This window comes from Rheinheimera texasensis DSM 17496, assembly GCF_000711985.1.
Taxonomy (GTDB): domain Bacteria; phylum Pseudomonadota; class Gammaproteobacteria; order Enterobacterales; family Alteromonadaceae; genus Pararheinheimera; species Pararheinheimera texasensis.
Genome location: NZ_KL544006.1, coordinates 320,928 through 338,675 on the forward strand (window position 1 = coordinate 320,928; position 17,748 = coordinate 338,675).

At 48.5% G+C, this 17,748-nt stretch carries 17 protein-coding genes; 1 reads left to right on the forward strand and 16 read right to left on the reverse strand.

Features of this window, described 5'->3' with window-relative positions:
* The first annotated feature begins 15 nt into the window (after positions 1 to 15).
* Positions 16 to 1,122 carry an MJ1255/VC2487 family glycosyltransferase gene (locus Q399_RS0118575; protein ID WP_084164511.1) on the forward strand — a complete coding sequence of 369 codons (1,107 nt, stop codon included), beginning with the start codon at positions 16 to 18 and terminating at the stop codon, positions 1,120 to 1,122.
* 50 nt (positions 1,123 to 1,172) lie between these two features.
* Here the strand turns inward: Q399_RS0118575 and Q399_RS0118580 are convergent, their stop codons facing one another.
* From Q399_RS0118580 to gspG, 16 genes are all read right to left on the reverse strand, one after another.
* Positions 1,173 to 3,047 (reverse strand): polysaccharide biosynthesis protein, encoded by a 1,875-nt coding sequence (locus tag Q399_RS0118580; RefSeq protein WP_245612931.1) that lies wholly within the window; start codon positions 3,045 to 3,047, stop codon positions 1,173 to 1,175.
* A 188-nt stretch (positions 3,048 to 3,235) separates the two neighbouring features.
* Entirely contained in the window at positions 3,236 to 4,408 is a 1,173-nt protein-coding gene (locus Q399_RS0118585; protein WP_051686169.1) for a polysaccharide pyruvyl transferase family protein, read from the reverse strand.
* A gap of 4 nt (positions 4,409 to 4,412) precedes the next feature.
* Positions 4,413 to 5,231 carry a nitroreductase family protein gene (locus Q399_RS0118590; protein WP_245612932.1) on the reverse strand — a complete coding sequence of 273 codons (819 nt, stop codon included), beginning with the start codon at positions 5,229 to 5,231 and terminating at the stop codon, positions 4,413 to 4,415.
* Between the two features lie 705 nt (positions 5,232 to 5,936).
* A complete protein-coding gene (locus tag Q399_RS0118600) occupies positions 5,937 to 6,590 on the reverse strand; it encodes a hypothetical protein (protein ID WP_031571199.1) in 654 nt (217 codons plus the stop codon).
* A gap of 8 nt (positions 6,591 to 6,598) precedes the next feature.
* A complete protein-coding gene (locus tag Q399_RS0118605) occupies positions 6,599 to 7,483 on the reverse strand; it encodes a hypothetical protein (protein ID WP_031571200.1) in 885 nt (294 codons plus the stop codon).
* Positions 7,484 to 7,609: 126 nt separating this feature from the next.
* Positions 7,610 to 9,730: a secretin N-terminal domain-containing protein gene (locus Q399_RS0118610; RefSeq protein ID WP_051686170.1), complete on the reverse strand. Its 2,121-nt coding sequence runs from the start codon at positions 9,728 to 9,730 to the stop codon at positions 7,610 to 7,612.
* Between the two features lies 1 nt (position 9,731).
* Positions 9,732 to 10,214, reverse strand: coding sequence for a hypothetical protein (locus tag Q399_RS0118615; protein ID WP_031571203.1), 483 nt, complete (start codon positions 10,212 to 10,214; stop codon positions 9,732 to 9,734).
* Positions 10,211 to 10,804: a hypothetical protein gene (locus tag Q399_RS0118620; protein WP_031571204.1), complete on the reverse strand. Its 594-nt coding sequence runs from the start codon at positions 10,802 to 10,804 to the stop codon at positions 10,211 to 10,213. Before Q399_RS0118620 ends, Q399_RS0118615 begins: the two co-directional genes overlap by 4 nt.
* Positions 10,791 to 11,894 (reverse strand): PilN domain-containing protein, encoded by a 1,104-nt coding sequence (locus tag Q399_RS0118625; RefSeq protein ID WP_031571207.1) that lies wholly within the window; start codon positions 11,892 to 11,894, stop codon positions 10,791 to 10,793. Before Q399_RS0118625 ends, Q399_RS0118620 begins: the two co-directional genes overlap by 14 nt.
* Positions 11,863 to 12,780 (reverse strand): type II secretion system minor pseudopilin, encoded by a 918-nt coding sequence (locus Q399_RS0118630; protein WP_031571209.1) that lies wholly within the window; start codon positions 12,778 to 12,780, stop codon positions 11,863 to 11,865. The genes Q399_RS0118625 and Q399_RS0118630 overlap by 32 nt, the downstream gene beginning before the upstream one ends.
* A complete protein-coding gene (locus Q399_RS0118635) occupies positions 12,777 to 13,475 on the reverse strand; it encodes a type II secretion system protein (protein WP_157836349.1) in 699 nt (232 codons plus the stop codon). The genes Q399_RS0118630 and Q399_RS0118635 overlap by 4 nt, the downstream gene beginning before the upstream one ends.
* On the reverse strand, positions 13,448 to 13,888 hold the full coding sequence (locus tag Q399_RS0118640) for a type IV pilus modification PilV family protein (RefSeq protein WP_084164515.1): 441 nt from the start codon (positions 13,886 to 13,888) through the stop codon (positions 13,448 to 13,450). Before Q399_RS0118640 ends, Q399_RS0118635 begins: the two co-directional genes overlap by 28 nt.
* Positions 13,885 to 14,262 (reverse strand): pilus assembly FimT family protein, encoded by a 378-nt coding sequence (locus Q399_RS21765; protein WP_051686171.1) that lies wholly within the window; start codon positions 14,260 to 14,262, stop codon positions 13,885 to 13,887. Before Q399_RS21765 ends, Q399_RS0118640 begins: the two co-directional genes overlap by 4 nt.
* 1 nt (position 14,263) lies before the next feature.
* Positions 14,264 to 15,466: a type II secretion system F family protein gene (locus Q399_RS0118650; protein WP_031571217.1), complete on the reverse strand. Its 1,203-nt coding sequence runs from the start codon at positions 15,464 to 15,466 to the stop codon at positions 14,264 to 14,266.
* Positions 15,466 to 17,124 (reverse strand): GspE/PulE family protein, encoded by a 1,659-nt coding sequence (locus Q399_RS0118655; RefSeq protein WP_031571219.1) that lies wholly within the window; start codon positions 17,122 to 17,124, stop codon positions 15,466 to 15,468. Before Q399_RS0118655 ends, Q399_RS0118650 begins: the two co-directional genes overlap by 1 nt.
* Positions 17,121 to 17,516 carry a type II secretion system major pseudopilin GspG gene (gspG, locus tag Q399_RS0118660; protein ID WP_031571221.1) on the reverse strand — a complete coding sequence of 132 codons (396 nt, stop codon included), beginning with the start codon at positions 17,514 to 17,516 and terminating at the stop codon, positions 17,121 to 17,123. The genes Q399_RS0118655 and gspG overlap by 4 nt, the downstream gene beginning before the upstream one ends.
* Positions 17,517 to 17,748: the final 232 nt, after the last annotated feature.

The window sequence follows — 17,748 nt, forward strand, 5'->3', positions numbered from 1 at the left end:
TGAAGGAGTCCCGCGATGCGACTGTTATATGGCGTGCAGGCGACAGGTAACGGTCACATCAGCCGGGCTCGGGCACTGCAACAGGCGCTCTCGCCTTTCGATATCCAGATTGATTTTTTATTTAGTGGCAGGCCTGCGGCACAACTTTTTGATATGCAGCAGTTTGGCGCATTTCAATGGCGCAAAGGCCTGAGTTTTATCAGTAGTGCTGGCCGGGTGGACCATTGGCAAACTCTGCTGCACGCCGATATCCGCCAACTCTGGCAGGACATCAGGCAATTAGAAACCCGTCGTTATGATCTGGTGTTAACCGATTTCGAACCCATTACCGCCTGGGCGGCCAGACGCCAGGGCACGCCATTGATAGCGCTCGGTCATCAGTATGCGCTGACCGCACCGACACCACTTGTAGGGATGGATCTGCTGCAGCGCAATATTCTGCGTTTTTTTGCCCCAGCCCGGCTTAAGCTGGGCCTGCACTGGCATCATTTTGATCACTTACAGCAACAAGGCCAACTGGTGCTGCCGCCGATTATCGACGTAGCACAGAGTGCCGCAGCTGACTGTAGCGACCTGCCGGTGTTGGTTTATTTGCCATTTGAAGCTGCTGCAGACGTGTTGCGATGGCTGGCGCCTTTAACACAATACCGTTTCAGACTCTATGGAGTTGGCAAGCCAACACATGACTTAGCCCACGTGGAGAGCTGTCCGGCTTCAGTCCAAGGCTTTAAACGAGATTTAATTCAGGCCAGCGCCATTATCAGTAATGCCGGTTTTGAATTGATTAGCGAAGCATTACAATTGCAAAAACGCATCTTGGTAAAGCCGCTGGCGGGCCAGCCAGAACAGGCCAGCAATGCGCTGGCGCTGCAGCAGCTTCAGCTCGCCATGGCACAGCCGGTATTAAACAGCACGCTCATCAACGAGTTTCTAAGCGACTTTGAGCCGCAGCGGAGAGTCCATTATCCGGATGTGGCGCATGCAATTGCACAGTGGTTGGTTCAGGGCGACTGGTATCAACAGCGGGTACTGACCGGATTATGGCTGCAAACGACCTTTTATCCGGCAGCTGAGCCGCAGTCAGTCAGGCAGTCTCCTGTCGGGATACAGAAAACTGCCTAGCCAGCACAATGATATCGTGACCAGAACTCTGAAATGCTGCACAGGCTGACTCAGCTAATGCGGGCGATTGCCACAGGTAACTCATTGAGCTCCGGCACTTTTTGCGCAATTTTTTCCAGCGGTGACTGGCTTTGTTGCAAATCAACCAAATCACAAACGGCACTGCTATGACTAAAGCCGGTCGGTGCTTCAGTGATAAGCTGAACAATGCGCTCCACAGCGAAATGGTCACAATGATGTTCCAGCTGGCGCAACAGTTCGGCCATATCTTTCCAATTTAATGAAACTTCATTCGCAGCCATAATGCGCGGGTGCGCGGTCTGCCGCACATTTTCGCCGATCAGCAATTCTTCATACAGCTTTTCACCGGGACGCAAGCCAGAGAAACAAATTTCAATGTCACCATCCGGATGCTGGCTGTCTTTGATTTCCAGTCCCATCAGATGCACCATGCGCCGCGCCAAATCAGCAATACGCACAGGTTCGCCCATATCAAGCACAAACACGTCGCCACCTTTACCCATGGCGCCGGCCTGGATCACCAGCTGTGCTGCTTCAGGGATAGTCATGAAATAACGGATAATTTCCGGATGAGTCACAGTGATAGGCCCACCGTTACGGATTTGCTCCCGAAATAACGGTACTACAGAGCCGGAAGACCCAAGTACGTTACCAAAACGCACCATACAAAAACGAGTGCGGTTCTGGCGAATGGCAAGGCCCTGTAACACCAGCTCAGCCAGCCGTTTAGATGCGCCCATAATGTTGGTCGGCCGCACCGCTTTATCGGTCGAAATCAGTACAAAGGTTTCCACACCAGCGGCCACTGCGGCTTCTGCCGCCCGCCAGGTGCCAAATACGTTATTGATGACACCTTCTACGACATTGTATTCAACCAAAGGCACATGCTTATATGCAGCAGCGTGATAGACCGTTTGCACGCCGAACTTTTCCATCACTGCCTGCACCCGGGCTTGTTTTTGTACATTGCCTAAAATCGGCTGCAGCAATACTTCCAGTTGCTCGTCTTTAATCAGAGCCCGTAGTTCCTGCTCAATGCTGTAAAGGCCGAACTCCGATAATTCAAATAACACCAGTACCTTGGGTTCATACTGCACGATTTGGCGGCATAACTCAGAACCGATAGAACCACCGGCCCCAGTCACCATCACTACTTTATCTTTGATATTGGCGTGCATCAGCTTCAGTTTAGGAGCGACCGGATCACGACCTAATAAATCTTCGATTTTGACGTCCTGTAGTTCATCAATACGCATAGAGCCGTCAACGATATCGCTCATGCCTGGGACCGTTTGTACTGGAATTGGCATAGTACCAAGACTTTCCAGTACTTCGCGCCGCCGTGCCCGGCTGGCGGAAGGTAAGGCTAATAAAATCCGGCTGATATTTTTCGATTTGATAATGGCAGCGATTTGGCTGGGGCTACCAACATGGATACCCAGAATAGTCGAACGCTGTAGGGTTAAATCATCATCGACGAAGGCAACCGGGTGGAATTGCTCACCATTTAACAGCGCCTGTGCCAGTTGCCGGCCGGAAGAACCAGCACCATATATCAGCACGCGCTCTTTGTGACCATTATGACGCTGAAACAACATCATTCTGGCTGCCAGACGTAAACCACCGCTGGTGACCAGCGCCATGATGGCGTAAACGAAAATCAGATTGCCTTTGTCAGAAATACCCGCAAGTTGAAATAACATAGCCAATAACATTGCATTACTGATGATGCCAGCCAACACTGCACCTAAAGCGTGTTGACCGATATAGCGGATAACTGCCCGGTACAAACCAAGCTTGGTAAAGGCAATAATCGTAATTGGTACAGAAAGCAGGAATAAACCAGCAGCCTGGGCCAAACTGGCCTGGGGGTCAGTTTGTGTTACCCAGATTGCAACTAACATCGAGAAACTCAGGAAAACAACATCTGACAGCACTGAAATAAGACGTTTAATGTACCTGGGTAATGATAATAACCATTCCAACATTAATTTAACTCCTTTCTTATTGTCATCCCCAAACCTGCCAGCTACGAATTCAGCGCGTATTATAGCGGAAAGCAAAGGCTAAATTCTATGAAGCCGTCGAATCTCTATCCTGCATCTTTGAGCTGAATAACACCTGAATCAATAGCTTCAGCGACTGTCTGCTGTATTGTCTGCCAAAGCTGCTCTGACTGGGACCGCCAGTAATCAGCTCGTTCGAATAACAATTTTTGATTTTCAGTGTCACAAGCTTTTGAGATTAAATGAAATATCTGTTCAGCTCCATCGCTTGGACTGAGCAACATTCCCGATTGATGATATTCCGCAAATAGCATCTCATATTTGTGACTCCAGCTAGTACCGATACAGGGAACGCCTGACGATAATGCGCTGACACAGCCGTGGAATCTCGAACTGATGACAATCTGTGCTCTGCTGATCCAACCTTTTACAACAGCTGGTAGTGCCGGCGCCACCACATGAATGTCCGGGAAACGCAGCTTTAACTGTTCGCAGATCACCCGGTCCGCAGGACCCTCATGATTAAGCACGACCGGCAAAAGACCAGCTTTCTCGACGGCAAGTATTGCATCTGTCAGCACCGGCAAATAACGGTCATGCCAGCTTTTGTGATTATTCTGTCGACCGGTCATCGCCGAGTTGGGAATAATAAGCGCATAATTTTCTGGAAGATTTTGCGGGACATCAGCCTTAACTAAATTCGTAAAATCGGCGAACTGTTGAATAGTTGCACTTTGACTGCATTGCTGCAAAAAATTCAGGCTCGCATCGTCACGGGGACATACCAGCAACGCTTCCGGCAATGCTGTCGTTAGTGCCTGCTGATCATCCTTTCGGGTAAATGGGCCCATCGCCTGCGGCAGGAAAATGTAACCTGATTGATGGCGTTTTAATCGCAGGACCTCTGCACAAACTGAGCGCACGGCCCGCCCGCCCCACTGGTCGCCATAAGCAAAACCAGATGCATCCAACACCAAATCAACATCAGACTCAAATACAAAGCCAAAATTATGTTTCAGGAACGTTTTCAGTCGTTTCGGTAGCCACCAGGCAAGTTGATGAAAATGTAATCCTTTAAATTGCAACGGAATTTTTTGGTACACACCTAACTTACTGCGCAGAATATATGGTGAATTTGGACTGGGCGCGAGTGCAACAGATGCAGTAGGCCACAACTTTGCGATTTGCTCCAGGCAGGCCTGAAGCATCAAATAAGCACCTTTGTTATTAAACTGTACACCACGAATTTCGATTAACATCAATTCAGCCCTGTTGCGAAGTTTTGTAGCTTTTTGATAAATCCAACGCCGACTTTTTCTGAGAAAATGGAATCCCCCCCTGCGGGTCCGCATAGCCACAGGCAATCAACATGATCGGACGCTCCCATGCCGGCAATTGCAGAAAATCACTCAGTTGTCGTTCCCTGCTTTCGATATCGGGCCAGTTAATCGGGCAGCTTGCGAGCCCGAGCGTATCTAACGCCAGCATCAGCTGCATACTGGCCAAAGCCCCGTCGATATAAATAACATGACGGTCGCGCTCCGCCGGATAGGCAGACAAATCACCTGTCACGACTAACAAATAGGGGATTTGATGTGAAAAACCGCTGGTGCCCATGGCAAAAGCTGCAGCTTTAACCGCATCTGCACCAGATAGCCGATGAAATTTATACGGCTGACGATTGCAGGCTGATGGCGCCAGCGAGGCTGCGTCAATGGCCGCAGTGATCAATTGTTCCGGCACCTCTTGTTGCAGATAAAAGCGTACAGAGCGGCGGCGTCGAAACAACACCAGCAATTCTTCATAGGTTACTGCCTGAGCGGGTAACTGCTGATAGCTATACGGTACTGACGGTGTTGACTGCGGGTCCATCAGTAAATGTTCCAATGACGGCAACATTTGCTGAAACTGTTTAAACGCTAAAGATATCGCTGGCGTTAACGCTACGACACTGAAATATTCGCTGATGACATCAAATGCCCAACGCAATTCTTTTTGTTCTAATCCGGCGTAACAGTTCGAGAGTTGTACGACAGTTTCAATAATATAATCTTCGGCAAATACGTTTTTACGTGGCTGCATAATCAGGCCCTTTTCCAGCCGGTGGATATTTCGCCGGATCAATGCGCTGCTTTTAAGCTGCTTTGAAAGTCCACGCTGGTAAGCAATCCGTCCCTGCAATACAGAATAATGCTCACGCCGGAACTGGCTGGAAAACAGCAGATAGTATACTGAGCATAAAAAAGGAGAAGCGCCGAACACAAAGGCAAAGCGTTGCTGTGAAGACTCGATAAGCTGCTTGATCTGCTGCTTTTGCCTGACGGAAAAAAATGATTTCAGGCGGTGCATCATGGTATTTGCCATCTCCATCCTAACTAAATTGTACAGGCGAAAAATTGTCCAGAGCATTTATCCCTGCATAAAAAGATTTGCAGGAATTGCTGGCGTGCCCACTTTAGCCGAAGGGTATATCCAGTGCAAAACAATATTCCAGCAGACTTAACGACATGCGATTTAAATTCAACTCAAAAAAAAAGCCCAAGCAAGTTGGGCTTAACATGTTTCATTTCATTGAAATTTAGAAATCTTGTACTGGAGCTTAGAGATTATACCAAGATAATCTACAAAAAGCGCGCACTATATGATGTCTGTCAATTCCATTTGGGCTTAATTTTCAGACCTTTCCTCGACTTTCAATATATAAAGCCAGAGTGAAAGTGTATAGCAACCGCTTCTATCTTAAGAAAAAAAAAGCGAGCTAAGCTCGCTTTTTTAATCAACCGCTAATTATTGACGGCTAGTAGTAGTGTTGCTGTCGTTGATGACTAAGCCACGGTCTGTACCACCAACGTTGAAAGCAGAGAATACTTCCATTTCGTCTTGTGGAATTTCAGCGATAACTTTGATAGTTACTTTCTCGCTGTCTACTTTACCGGCTACCAGATCCTGGATCTGTTTAGTCAGGAAAGAGATACCGTTAGGGATAGTGTTGCCAGTCAGTTGTACGTTAGATACAACTTTCTCGCCATCTTGTGCCCAAACGTCAACGAAGATACGGCCTTCTGAAGTGCCTTTGTTAGTCAGGTAGATAACCTGATTTACGTTAGCAGCAAATGGCATGTATGGGATAGTTGCAGTAGCTGCGTTCAGTTTCCAGTCGAACAAAGTTGAACTTTCAACCAGGTTGAATGCTTTAGTTGCACCGTAGTTTGCAGCAGCAGTCAGAGCACCAGCTTGTACAGTGATTGGGTATACAGCTTCTTCGATTTCAACATCGCCTAACACAGTAGCAGTGATATCTTCTGTACCAGCAGTTACTAAATCAGACAGAGTGTCAGTAGCTGTCCACTCGTTATCGTCTTCGTCGTATGTGTAAGCACCAGCTGTTGCTGCAGCGATTTCATCGATAGCGTCTTGAGTGCCAGCGATAGTGTAGTTCACAGCACCAGTTAAACGCAGGCCTTTGTTTGAAGTTGCCCAGTTTGTAGCTGTTTGTAGCTGTTTGTAGCTGTTTGTTCAATTTCAACTGAAGCGTCAGACTCGTCATCACCAGTTGCGTCGGTGAAGAAAGTACGGTCTTGGTCAACGTCGATTTTGTCAGTGTTTTTAGTTACTGTTACAGAGAACTGGTTGATTACTGCAGCAACAGTTTCAGCTGCAGCAACTGGTGCGTTTAACAGCTGAGCATTGTCATCACGAACTTCTGGCACAGCAACTGTCAGGCTAGTTGCGCCTTCAGCCAGAATGAAAGTTGGCTGAACTAAGTTAGCAACAGCTGCTACGTTACCATCATCAGAGGCATCGCCAATAACCAGAACGTCATCAGCATCTACTTGAACGATGCCATCATCTAACTGGAACTTGACAGATGTGTAGTTACCATCAGCGTCAGCAACGAAGTCTGTTACTGTACCAACGACTTCGAAGTTACCAGCGTTTTCACGTAACAGAGCTAAAGCAGTGTTAGCTTCAATCGCGCCGCCAGTAAGTTTGAAAACCAGAGTGCTTTTTGCTTTCAGGTCAACTGGTGAAGAATACTGCAGAACACGAACACCGTACTGACCAGCTACAGCGCCACCAGCTAAAGTGCGGTTAACCAGCGCTTCATCTTCATCTACTGAGTTATCGATCAGTTCTTTAGAAACGATTACAGCACGAGTCAGAGCGCCCACTGTTGTAGTGTCAGCATCGTGAGTAAACAGAGAGGCAGTACCGTTAGCAACATCTACTGTACCAGCAGTAGCAGCAAAAGCGCTGAATACCGTGGCAGCGATTACTGATTTAGTAAAAACGTTTTTCATCAAGATTTCTCCAATTTCATGAAATTGAAACACATCGGCATCTTGCCTTAGTTTCTTCTTTTAATGAGAAACTGGCCCAAACCAATTTCCTTTCCACATTTTATGGCCGACAACAAATTTGTCAACGCATAAATTTGTCTGTTGCTTAGCTAAGTTACACTAATTGTTGTTTTTTTCAACATCAAGTTCGAGGTAATTCAGGCCTTGCGATAAGCGGTTACGAATATTATGCCATTGCTCGGGTCTGTCAATCACTTTTGGTGTGATTAATATCACCAGTTCGGTTTTTGTTTTGGAATTATTCTGGCTACGGAACAAACCACCAATCAACGGTAAATCACCAAGCCCTGGAACTTTGGTCACATTTTCGTTTTGGTTATCCGAGATAAGACCACCCAGCAGAATAGTCTGGCCACTTTGCGCAATCACTTCCGTACTAATTGAGCGTTCAAAAATCGCGGGGCTACCAGGAAACGCAGTGGAGGCCGTAGATGTATTTGAAATATTCTGGTCGATTTGCATCACCACCAAACCCTGGGCATTGATCGTTGGTGTTACAGATAAAGACACACCCGTCTTACGATATACCACTGACACCGTTTGACTATCTGTATTTGGATTCGTCGTTGTCGCGCCTTGTGTTGGAATATCATTTCCCACAGCGATGTTAGCCTGAACCCCATCCCGTACTACCAGGCTCGGGTTTGACAGTACATTTACCCGGCCATCCGAAGCACGTAAATTGGTAATGACTTTATCAAGGCCATCAGCATAGCTAACACTTAAACCACCGATGCCTGAGGTTTTAAAGGCTCCCATAGTGCTGGTATCTACTTTGCCATTGGCCAGTGCAAACTCCAAACCTAAAGCAAATTCGTCTGTCATCGATACTTCAGCGATAGTTGCTTCAAGCAATATCTGTTTCGGCATCACATCTAACCGGCGAATCATCGGCAATAAAGTTTGATATTCTTTGCCGGTGCCAAAAAAGATGATGGTATTGGAACGCTCATCAACCGTCATGCGGATATTTTCATTGCTGGCCGATACTGCCCCACCTGTTCTGGCAGTGCGTGCTGGTGTAGCAGCAGCTCTGTTCTGCGCAGCACCTGCGGTTGCAGCGCCTGTCGTCGGCGTACCACTGCTGCGGGTATCGCGGCTCTGGTTGCCGACGGCGTTGGCTGCTGACGATTGCCCAAGCAAGGCCGCGACTGATTGCCCCAAATCAGCGGCACGGGCAAAACGCGGGTAAAACACAAAATAACGTTTTTCTTCAGTGACGCTTGGCTGATCCAGCTGATCAGCCCAAAACCGCGCCCGCTCCAGATATAACGGGTCTGTGGCAAATAAAGCGACGGCACCTAACTGGTCGAGATTAATCATCGCCATATTTTGCCGGCCAGCCCGGCCCACATCCGTGCTTAAGCCTTCACTTTCCAGTAAACGACCAAGTTCTTTGATAAATTCTTCCGGGCTGACATAAGTCAGGTACAACATACTGATACTGCGACCACGGGCTGCAGGAGTGTCAAAAATCCTGATAAGGTCCATGACCCGCAGCACGTCTTCGCGCAAGCCTTTGACATAGACTACGTTTTGCTGCAAGTCCTGAGTGATCTGAGCGTTAGAGATTTCACTCAAAGTGCGCTCCAGCCCTTGCCCCAGGCTGAAGCGCAGCGGCACTATCTGCACCAGCTCCCCAGGCAGTTGCGGCACGTCGTCGTTATTGCGACCAAAGCCAATACCGGTGGTGGCTTTGTCTTTGTCATCCTGCGGATGAATAAAATAAACGTCTTCGCGTTTGGTAATGCCAATCCCGCGTTCGGCCAAAATCTGGGAAGTCAGCAAAAACAACTGGCGGCTGCTGGTGGTTTCAGTCAGTTTCAGGGTCACTGGGTCATCAATTTTGCGGATATCGTCGGCAATGACATAGTTCACATCCAACAATTCGCCGAATACCGTATGAAGGAACTCACGGCCAGGCATTTTGTCGGCGGAAATACTGACCTGATCATTGGCGCTAAAAGCAGTAGATACATCGGTGGCTGGTCTTAAGCGCTGATCCTGAGCGGCAAAAGGTTTTATTTCTTTGTATTTAGGTCTGTCTTTAAATTCAGCCGGTTGCACCACTGCAGCATCACTTTCCTGCACCTGATAACCATCGCTGTCAGCCAGAGTGCCGGTGGCCACAGTATATTGACCTTTATTGACGGGCGTCGCACAGGACACTAACAGTTGCAAACTGACTGCCAGCAAAGAAAGCCGGAATGGATAAGACATGTTATTGATCCTTGTTCGATTTTTGCGGTGTAAATAATTTCAGCACTTTGCTGTGTTGTGCGTTTTGCAACACGATTTGTTGCCGGTTCAGCTCGACCAGCTTGTAGCCGGAAAGCTCAGCATTAAGCTGCAGCCGCTGCATCACGGGCTGCTGACGCTCAGTTTTAACCGAAAGCACGGCGATTCGTTGTTCAGCTTCATAGATAGCTACCAGCGCAACAGTCAAACCATTGGCAGTAAATGAATCAAATTTCCCGGCGTCAGACCCTGTGGCAACAGTGCTGCCGTCATTGTCCAGTGCAGATTGATAAAGTTTACGCAGCGCTGCCGTGTCGCCAATATCTTGCCGGACACTGAATGGCGTGAATGATTCGGAGCCGGCACGGTTAATTTGCTGCATTTCCGGGAAAAACCGGCTAGCAAAATCAGCGAGACAAACGGTCAGTAATAACGGATAGAGAAACTTCGGCTTCAACAATGTCATGATGTCTTCGCCCCTTGTTTAGCCGCAGGCGCTGACTTAGGGGCTTTTGCTGCAGTTCTGAAATAATAATTCGCCATCATCACCAGCGTAATGTCGCGTTTGCCGTCAATTCTACCGCCGCTCAGTCGGAATTGATTCACTACCAGATTCGGAAACTGTTGCTCCAGCTCAAAGTGGGCCAACGCCAGTTGCGGCAGTTTGCCTTTGAGCTCGATATTCAGTATTGCCGCCGAGACTCCTGTATCTGCCAAAGATTGCTCGGAGGCAATATCAAATAAACTCACAGTCACACCGCTGGGTTCCAACAGTCGCTGCATTTTTTGCAAGGTTTCAATTCTGATCTGCTGAACATCGCTGACGACAGGCACGCCGGCCAAAGCTTGCTCCAGTTGCTTCTGCATCAGCCGCTGCTCGGCTTGTAACGCCTCTTTTTTTGCCAGCAGCCCTTCAGCACGCTGTAATTTTTGCTGTGTCAGTTCCAGCGCCGCAATCGATTCATCCTGCCACTCCATCAGCGGCAGCAATAGCAATTTGATCGATAATAACGCGGCCAGCACGACCAACAGCGCCTGATTTTTATTTGGCTGCATCTGCGGCCTCCAGTTTTACTTGTGCAGCGATCGCAAAAGCTTCCTGTTTACGTTGTTTGGTCACCGGAGAGTTAAACTGGGCATTGCTCAACAAAGGCGACGCCACCAGTCGCTGTAGAGTGTCTGTTGCTTTGTCTGAAGTGCCACGAAGCTCCAGTTTCGCACCTTTCATCGATACGGCCTGCAGGCTATCGCCATTCGCCTGCATATCTAAAACCACGCTCCAGAGCTGGGCGCTGCTGGCATTTGCCTGAAACGATTGTTGCAACTGACTGGAAACCGCCGCCATTCGGTTGATATCCTGCTGAATAGCCAATACTTCGTTAAGTTCAGCGCCAAGGCTTTCTGCCTGTGCCTGGCTGGCGCTAACCTGATACATCAGCCAGGCGCTGCTGAGCGCGGCATAAGACGCTACTGTAACCGCTGCAGCAAGCGCAGGCGGGCGCCAGTTAAAAGCTGCGGTCTGCTTTAAGCCTGATTGCCAGAAGTTAAAAAAATCAGTGACCTGCAGGCAATGAAACCCTTTCTGCAGTAGCCTGCTGTATTGTTCAGCTTCAATGTGCAGCACTTCAGCATCATCGGGCAAGCCGACATAAAGTAAAAAGGCTGCAATGTCCGCACATAACGCTGAACGTTGTAACGAACTGATTTGGCCCAGAATGTTGGCTATAAAAAACGGAGCTCTGCCAGCGATTTGCACCTCTGCAGCCTGACCTGGCAACAAAGCAAGCCCGAGTAAGTAAGTTTCAGGCAGCAATACCGCATTGTGGGGTAAAGCTGTGATCACGCTCTGATCAGGAAGATAACTGCTGACTGGTGTTTTACCATGCGCTGGCTCGGCAAACACATGGCGGATAAAAGGTGTCGATTCATATTCGACGGCCAATACTTTTTTCAGCTCACGTTGTTGCTCAATCGGGTAATCTTTATGTAATTCGCGGTAGCTATATCGCGGTAGAATCACAACAGGCGTCGTGACCTGCTGTAAGTCGGCTGGCAGTGCTGCCACTTTATTTGTCAGCAGCCACTGATACAGTCTGGCCCGTAGCGCAGATAAATTAAGGCTGCTGTGATGAGAACCTGAGGTCATCGAAGGTTTTCCTTTGGTCCCAGATAGTCACTGGATTATTAGTGTAAGGGTTCAGAACTACGGTTTTTTCATCTGAGTAGCGTGCCGACTCTATCGCCGACGAAATACTGATACGAAAAACAGGACCGGTAGTATACGTGTAGAACTCGTCGCCTGAAATACCACTGGTCCTTGAAATGAAACTCTGGTCGACGTTTCCTTCGGATCTCTGTTGTTTAATGATTTCAGCTAAGTCCTCACCGAAGTAGTAAGGCAACAAAGCTTCAGGTGCGTTCAATATATTAACGGTGCTGCTCAGATACAGCGTCGATATTTGTGATAAATGACGCTGAAACTCAGGGTTCATCGCCGGCAAGAAACCTAACTCAGATAAATCCTGCACCGGCCCGTTGCGAACCCATACCCGGTCACCATAGGCGCCCTGTTCGGCACCAAATGGCCGCGCTATGTCATCAGCATCCTGCCAGTCTGCCAGTTGCTCAGCCAGTCGGCTGCCCATTTCAGCAGAGTAGCCGAAGTAGCCAGCGACCGAGGCCAACAATTCAGGTTTCATGGCGCCGGTATTGGCCAGCCCCAGCGCATCCTGAATGCGGACCTCTGACGCCGAGAACTCAAATGGCTGCCCGTAGAAATTCCATCGGTGCGTGATACTTTGCGGATCTTCTGAGCGACCTTGCCAATTCTCTGTGAGCAAGGCAAACATTAAGTCGTTATTACTGCTGTAGTTGGCTAAAAAGGCTTCGGTCCGATGTTGCACAGCAAATGCAGTATGTACCTGTTCACGACTTTGATAGGCGACCGACAGCACAACGGTCAGCAAAATTGCTGTTAGAAAAAGTGCCTGCATCAGGGCTATACCGCGTTGCCTGTAATTGATGCTGGTCATACATCGTCAGCCTGTAATTGTTTATAGCTTTGAGTTTTTGCCGGCAGTGTGATCACCCAATCGAACTGATCGATAGTGACGCGGAGCTTTTCTGGCTGGTCAGCTATCTCGATGCCATCGAACACCGGATACCAAATCTTTTTAACCACGCCGGTATCATCCAGCACCTGATTACGGTCAATGGCATAGTAAGAAAAAGTTATATTTTCCAAATTGCTCGCAACAATCACCCTTTTACTAAAATTAAGTTGCTGATCGGCATGAACCAGAGGTGCAGCATCCAGCAACGCCTCCTCATAAACCAGTCTGAGTTTGCCGTTCTCGTCATTCTCACGGAAAAAACGTATCACAGCCAAAGCTCCGGCTTTTGAAATCGCATTATTGGTGACCGCGGTAAAACCTTCGTCCCTGCCAAGGAAATAAAAGCCAAAGTTTTGTTGTTGACCTGATTGTTGAGCTGAACTGGCAGATAGTACCCGGAATGAACTCAGGTGCCGCAGCGCGCCCGTCACCAGTTCCATCTGACGATACTCAGAAAAACGCTGTTCAAAATCGGATAAACGCCGTTCGGAATAACTGACAAACAACTGATAGGCATAAGCCACCAGTACCAGCAACATCACCAGAATGGACGTCGATAACAACACTTCGATGAGCGTAAAGCCCCTCAGAGCTCTGGCTGAATATCTGTCCATGCCAGCTCCACATAACTTAATTCACGGTTTTTATTATCTTTTTGCAATATAAGACTGACCTGATATCTGGCAAAACGCGGTTTATAGGACACAAAAGCCGTCATGTCAGGGTCAAAACGCGGTGCCGGCGGCGCATACTGCATCCTGTTCGCGGTCCATTGGTAACGTACGCCGAAAATCGCACCTGCCCCCTGTAGTTGTTCCGCCGCTTGCTGTTGCAGCACTTCGCGGATCTGATCAACGATTAGTGGAACAGGTTGATAAAGCGTGACAGTTTCACTGGCAGACTCACTGCTTTGCCGCGCACTTTTTACCGCCAGACTGGCAAAACTGAGCACAGAAAACAGAATGACCGCAGCGATCATCACTTCAATTAGTGTAAAGCCTGAATGGCGCGTTCCTGATGACTTCATTTGAAGTTATATTCTTGTGGTACCTGAAGTACCAGCGCACTGATGGTGGTTTGTTCCACTTCGCCGTGACTGTCGATATAAAGGTTTTGCGGCAAAAAAAACACGTAATTGAAGTCGAGATTTTGAACCTGGCCTGATGCATATCTGATCTCAGCAGCCTTTCCTTCAAAGCCGACGACGATATCACTGCCGCGTAAAAATGCGTGTTTACGTAGTGATTCCATTTGCTGTGTTAACTGGTACCACTCAGATTTTGCTTTGATTTTTTCTACTTGCGCAAAGCCTAATGGCCCAACCAAAGCGACTACAGCGCTCATCAGCGACAAGACGACCAGTAATTCAATCAATGTAAAACCAGACCAGTGCTTACGCATGTCAGATCCCAATATCCGTGACATTGGTGATACTCAGCATCATGATCACCACCACAGAGCCAACGATGCCACCCATTACCAGGATTAATAATGGCTCCAGCAAACTGGTCATCCGTGTCACCCAGTTATCAAAATCGCGGCGACTACGGTTGGTAATTTCAGTGAATATACGTTCTAGCTCACCGCTTTCTTCACCAACGGCGAGCAAAGAAGCAAAAAAATCCGGGAAAATTGCCGTCCGGTTTAATGTCGCCGCCAATGGTTCACCGCGCTTTATTTTTTCGATCGCAATCCACAGCTCTTGCTGAAGCAGCCGGTTTTTTACACCACCGGATGCCAGTTGCAATGCCTGGTCCACCGAAATACCAGCCTGCAGCATCATCGCAAGCCCACTGCAAAAACGAATACGCTCTACCAGCAACACAGCAGCACGTAGCCCCGGGACTCTGAGTTGCAGCTGCTGCAATCTGGCTTTGACGCCGGGTGGCATTGGATATTTAAACGCGACCACGCCAAACACGAGCAAGGCTAAACCCAACCAAAGCTGGTAATTAATCAGCCAGTCAGACAGTCCCAATAACATTTGCGTATAACCTGGCAAGTCTTCCTGCCCGGCAAACAAACTGCTCATGTTTGGTACTACATAATTGAAAATAAACAAAATGGATGCAATACAGACCAACAGAATCACTGCGGGGTATGTCAGCGCCTGAACAATCTTTTGTTGTAAGCTGCGCCGGTATGCTAAATCAGCACTAAGCGCCCGGAAGGCCTCGACCAGTTGACCACTGGCTTCACCAATACTGACCAGGTTGATATACAGTGGGTCAAAATATTCCGGATAATCAGTCAATGCCTGCGATAACTGCCGCCCGCCACGCAAAGATTTAGTCAGCTTTTCTAACAGTTGTCGCAGCGCAGGCTTTTTGCTGGACTTTTTTAACAGCTCCAGGCCTTTATCTATTTTCAGACCGGCATCAAGCAACACCGACAGTTCAGAGGTGAGAAAAGTAATGTCTTCAAGTGACAGTTTGCCCTGGCCGAGCAGCCCTCTGACGACATCTTCTTTTTCAGCCTTACAAGATGAAATCAACAAACCATCGGCCTTCAGTTTGTCTTTTGCCACCTCTACCGAGACCGCATCGATCACACCGTCGACTTTGGCCCCGGAGCGGTCATAACCCTGATATCTGAACTGCGCCATCAGCCCGCGACCCTCAGCACTTCTTCGACAGTCGTGACCCCTTGCATCGCCTTCAACAGGCCGTCTTCCAGCAGATTTCGCACACCGCGCTGGCTATTGAGCTGACGCGCCTCCCGGATAAAGTTCTGATCTTTGGGAATTGAACGCACTGCGTCATCGCAGCGTAAATATTCAATCAATGCAACCCGTCCCCGATAGCCGGTACCACTGCAATGTTCGCAGCCTTTTGCCACTTTCAGATTAATGGACGGCAAGCCGAAGCGCTGTGCCAGTACATGCAAATCACGGTCACGGATATGTGTCCGGTGCTCGGTATCAGGTTGGGCACAATGTGGACATAAGCGGCGGGCAAGACGCTGTGCGATGATAGAGACTAACGCAGCATTGAGCAGAAATTCATCTACTCCAAGGTCAAGCAAGCGGGTATAGGCACTGGGCGCATCATTGGTATGCACAGTAGAAAATACCAAATGGCCGGTAAGCGCAGACTGCATCGCCACAGCAGCAGTTTCTTTGTCCCGGATCTCACCGAGCATAATAATATCGGGGTCCTGACGTACGACACTGCGCAAACCCGCGGCGAAATCAAAACCGATATCGGGCTGCACCTGCACCTGATTCACACCGTTTAACTGGTACTCGACCGGATCTTCCAGCGTGATAATTTTCACCTGAGGCGTATTCAGCCGATTTAAAAAGGTATAGAGGCTGGTCGTTTTACCTGAGCCGGTTGGGCCTGTTAACAAAATCACACCAGCTGTGGTGGTGATGTCTTCGAGGATCTGAGTTTCTATATCAGCAGAAATGCCGAGGTCGGCCAGATCATAGTTAATGTTGTCTTTGCGTAAGAAACGCATGACGACACTTTCACCATCGGCCAGTGGCAATGCTGAGACCCGAATGTCGAGGTCAACGCCACTAATTTTGGTTTCAATTTTACCATCTTGTGGCCGGCGTTTTTCTGCAATATCCATCGAGCTGAGGATCTTCAGCCGTGTGATCACAGGCAAAAGAATTGCGGCTGGTATCGATTCCACTTCATGCAATACGCCATCGACCCGAAACCGAACTATGCCTTTCCCGTTCACCGGTTCAACATGCATATCCGAGGCACGTAAGCGCAATGCTCTGGTGATCAGGGAATTCAGTAAGTTAACAGTTGGGGCTTCAGATGCCAGCTCGCGCAATCGTGCTTCTTCCGAACTACTTAACTGGCTGGACAACTGTGTGGATTCAGTCAGCTCAACCTGATTCCGCAATAGCGAAAACTGGTCATTGCTGCAAATCATCACCTGAAAATCAGTTCTAAACTGGGACAGCAGTTCGATGCAAGCCATGTCCGTGGGGCAAGGCGTCAGAATAGTCCAGGTGTTATTTTGAAAATCAAAGGGTAACCAATGATGTTCAAGCAATTGCGCCAGAGGCAGCTGTCGGGCATCTTCAGGTAAAGTCCAGCCGACCAGTCGTTCTTCCTGAACTATCGGCAACCTGAGTAAGTTTGCATAGAGGCCTGGCAGAGACTCAGACGACAAAGCGCCCATACTGACCAGGACCGACTCCAACTGACCACCATATTTACGTTGGAATGCAGCGGCTTTTTCAATCTCAGCAGGCGTCAGGCCATACTCAGTCTGTAATAAATCAGCAATTTTACTCATTGATGCAGAACATCCGCGCCCTTGCCTTCACCACCTTCTTTACCGTCAGCGCCATAAGACAACATGTTGTATGGCTTCTCGCCAGCCGGTGTTGCGCTGTAAACATACGGATTCCCCCATGGGTCCAGCGGCAGGTCTTTAGGTAAATATGGGCCGTCCCAGCCTTTTTTATCTGACTTCAGCAGTTCATTCAGATTATCCGGGTAAGAACCTACATCCAGCCGAAAGGTATCGAGGGAAGTTTCGAGCATTTTCATCTGAGTCTGGGCAATCTTAATTTTCGATGATTCTTCTTTGCCAAACATCTTCGGTGCGACCAGCGACGCAAGTAACCCAAGGATAACAATCACAATTAACAATTCGATGAGAGTAAAACCAGCTCTATTTTTCATTACACTTATTGCCTCAGATAAAAAGTTGTATACAACGACGTATAGCTCAGTCCGAAAAAGCGTCCCGACGGAGTTTATTGTCATCCGCTCACACAGCGCCAGTTAATACCTTAAACAACAGCGACTTGCGGATGCAACGCGGTAAACATCACCAGCACAGTCTGCCGGTTTGGCAGCTGTCAGGCCTGACAACTGCTGCCTTTATGCTTGTCTCTATAACCAAATCCACTGG

Coding starts and splice junctions, on each gene's coding strand:
- Q399_RS0118610 (WP_051686170.1), bottom strand. CDS start 9,730: ATGTCTTATCCATTCCGGCTTTCTTTGCTGGCAGTCAGTTTGCAACTG.
- Q399_RS0118590 (WP_245612932.1), bottom strand. CDS start 5,231: ATGCAGCCACGTAAAAACGTATTTGCCGAAGATTATATTATTGAAACT.
- Q399_RS0118650 (WP_031571217.1), bottom strand. CDS start 15,466: ATGGCGCAGTTCAGATATCAGGGTTATGACCGCTCCGGGGCCAAAGTC.
- Q399_RS21765 (WP_051686171.1), bottom strand. CDS start 14,262: ATGCGTAAGCACTGGTCTGGTTTTACATTGATTGAATTACTGGTCGTC.
- Q399_RS0118575 (WP_084164511.1), top strand. CDS start 16: ATGCGACTGTTATATGGCGTGCAGGCGACAGGTAACGGTCACATCAGC.
- Q399_RS0118580 (WP_245612931.1), bottom strand. CDS start 3,047: ATGTTAGTTGCAATCTGGGTAACACAAACTGACCCCCAGGCCAGTTTG.
- Q399_RS0118615 (WP_031571203.1), bottom strand. CDS start 10,214: ATGACATTGTTGAAGCCGAAGTTTCTCTATCCGTTATTACTGACCGTT.
- Q399_RS0118630 (WP_031571209.1), bottom strand. CDS start 12,780: ATGACCAGCATCAATTACAGGCAACGCGGTATAGCCCTGATGCAGGCA.
- gspG (WP_031571221.1), bottom strand. CDS start 17,516: ATGAAAAATAGAGCTGGTTTTACTCTCATCGAATTGTTAATTGTGATT.
- Q399_RS0118635 (WP_157836349.1), bottom strand. CDS start 13,475: ATGGACAGATATTCAGCCAGAGCTCTGAGGGGCTTTACGCTCATCGAA.
- Q399_RS0118655 (WP_031571219.1), bottom strand. CDS start 17,124: ATGAGTAAAATTGCTGATTTATTACAGACTGAGTATGGCCTGACGCCT.
- Q399_RS0118620 (WP_031571204.1), bottom strand. CDS start 10,804: ATGCAGCCAAATAAAAATCAGGCGCTGTTGGTCGTGCTGGCCGCGTTA.
- Q399_RS0118640 (WP_084164515.1), bottom strand. CDS start 13,888: ATGAAGTCATCAGGAACGCGCCATTCAGGCTTTACACTAATTGAAGTG.
- Q399_RS0118625 (WP_031571207.1), bottom strand. CDS start 11,894: ATGACCTCAGGTTCTCATCACAGCAGCCTTAATTTATCTGCGCTACGG.
- Q399_RS0118585 (WP_051686169.1), bottom strand. CDS start 4,408: ATGTTAATCGAAATTCGTGGTGTACAGTTTAATAACAAAGGTGCTTAT.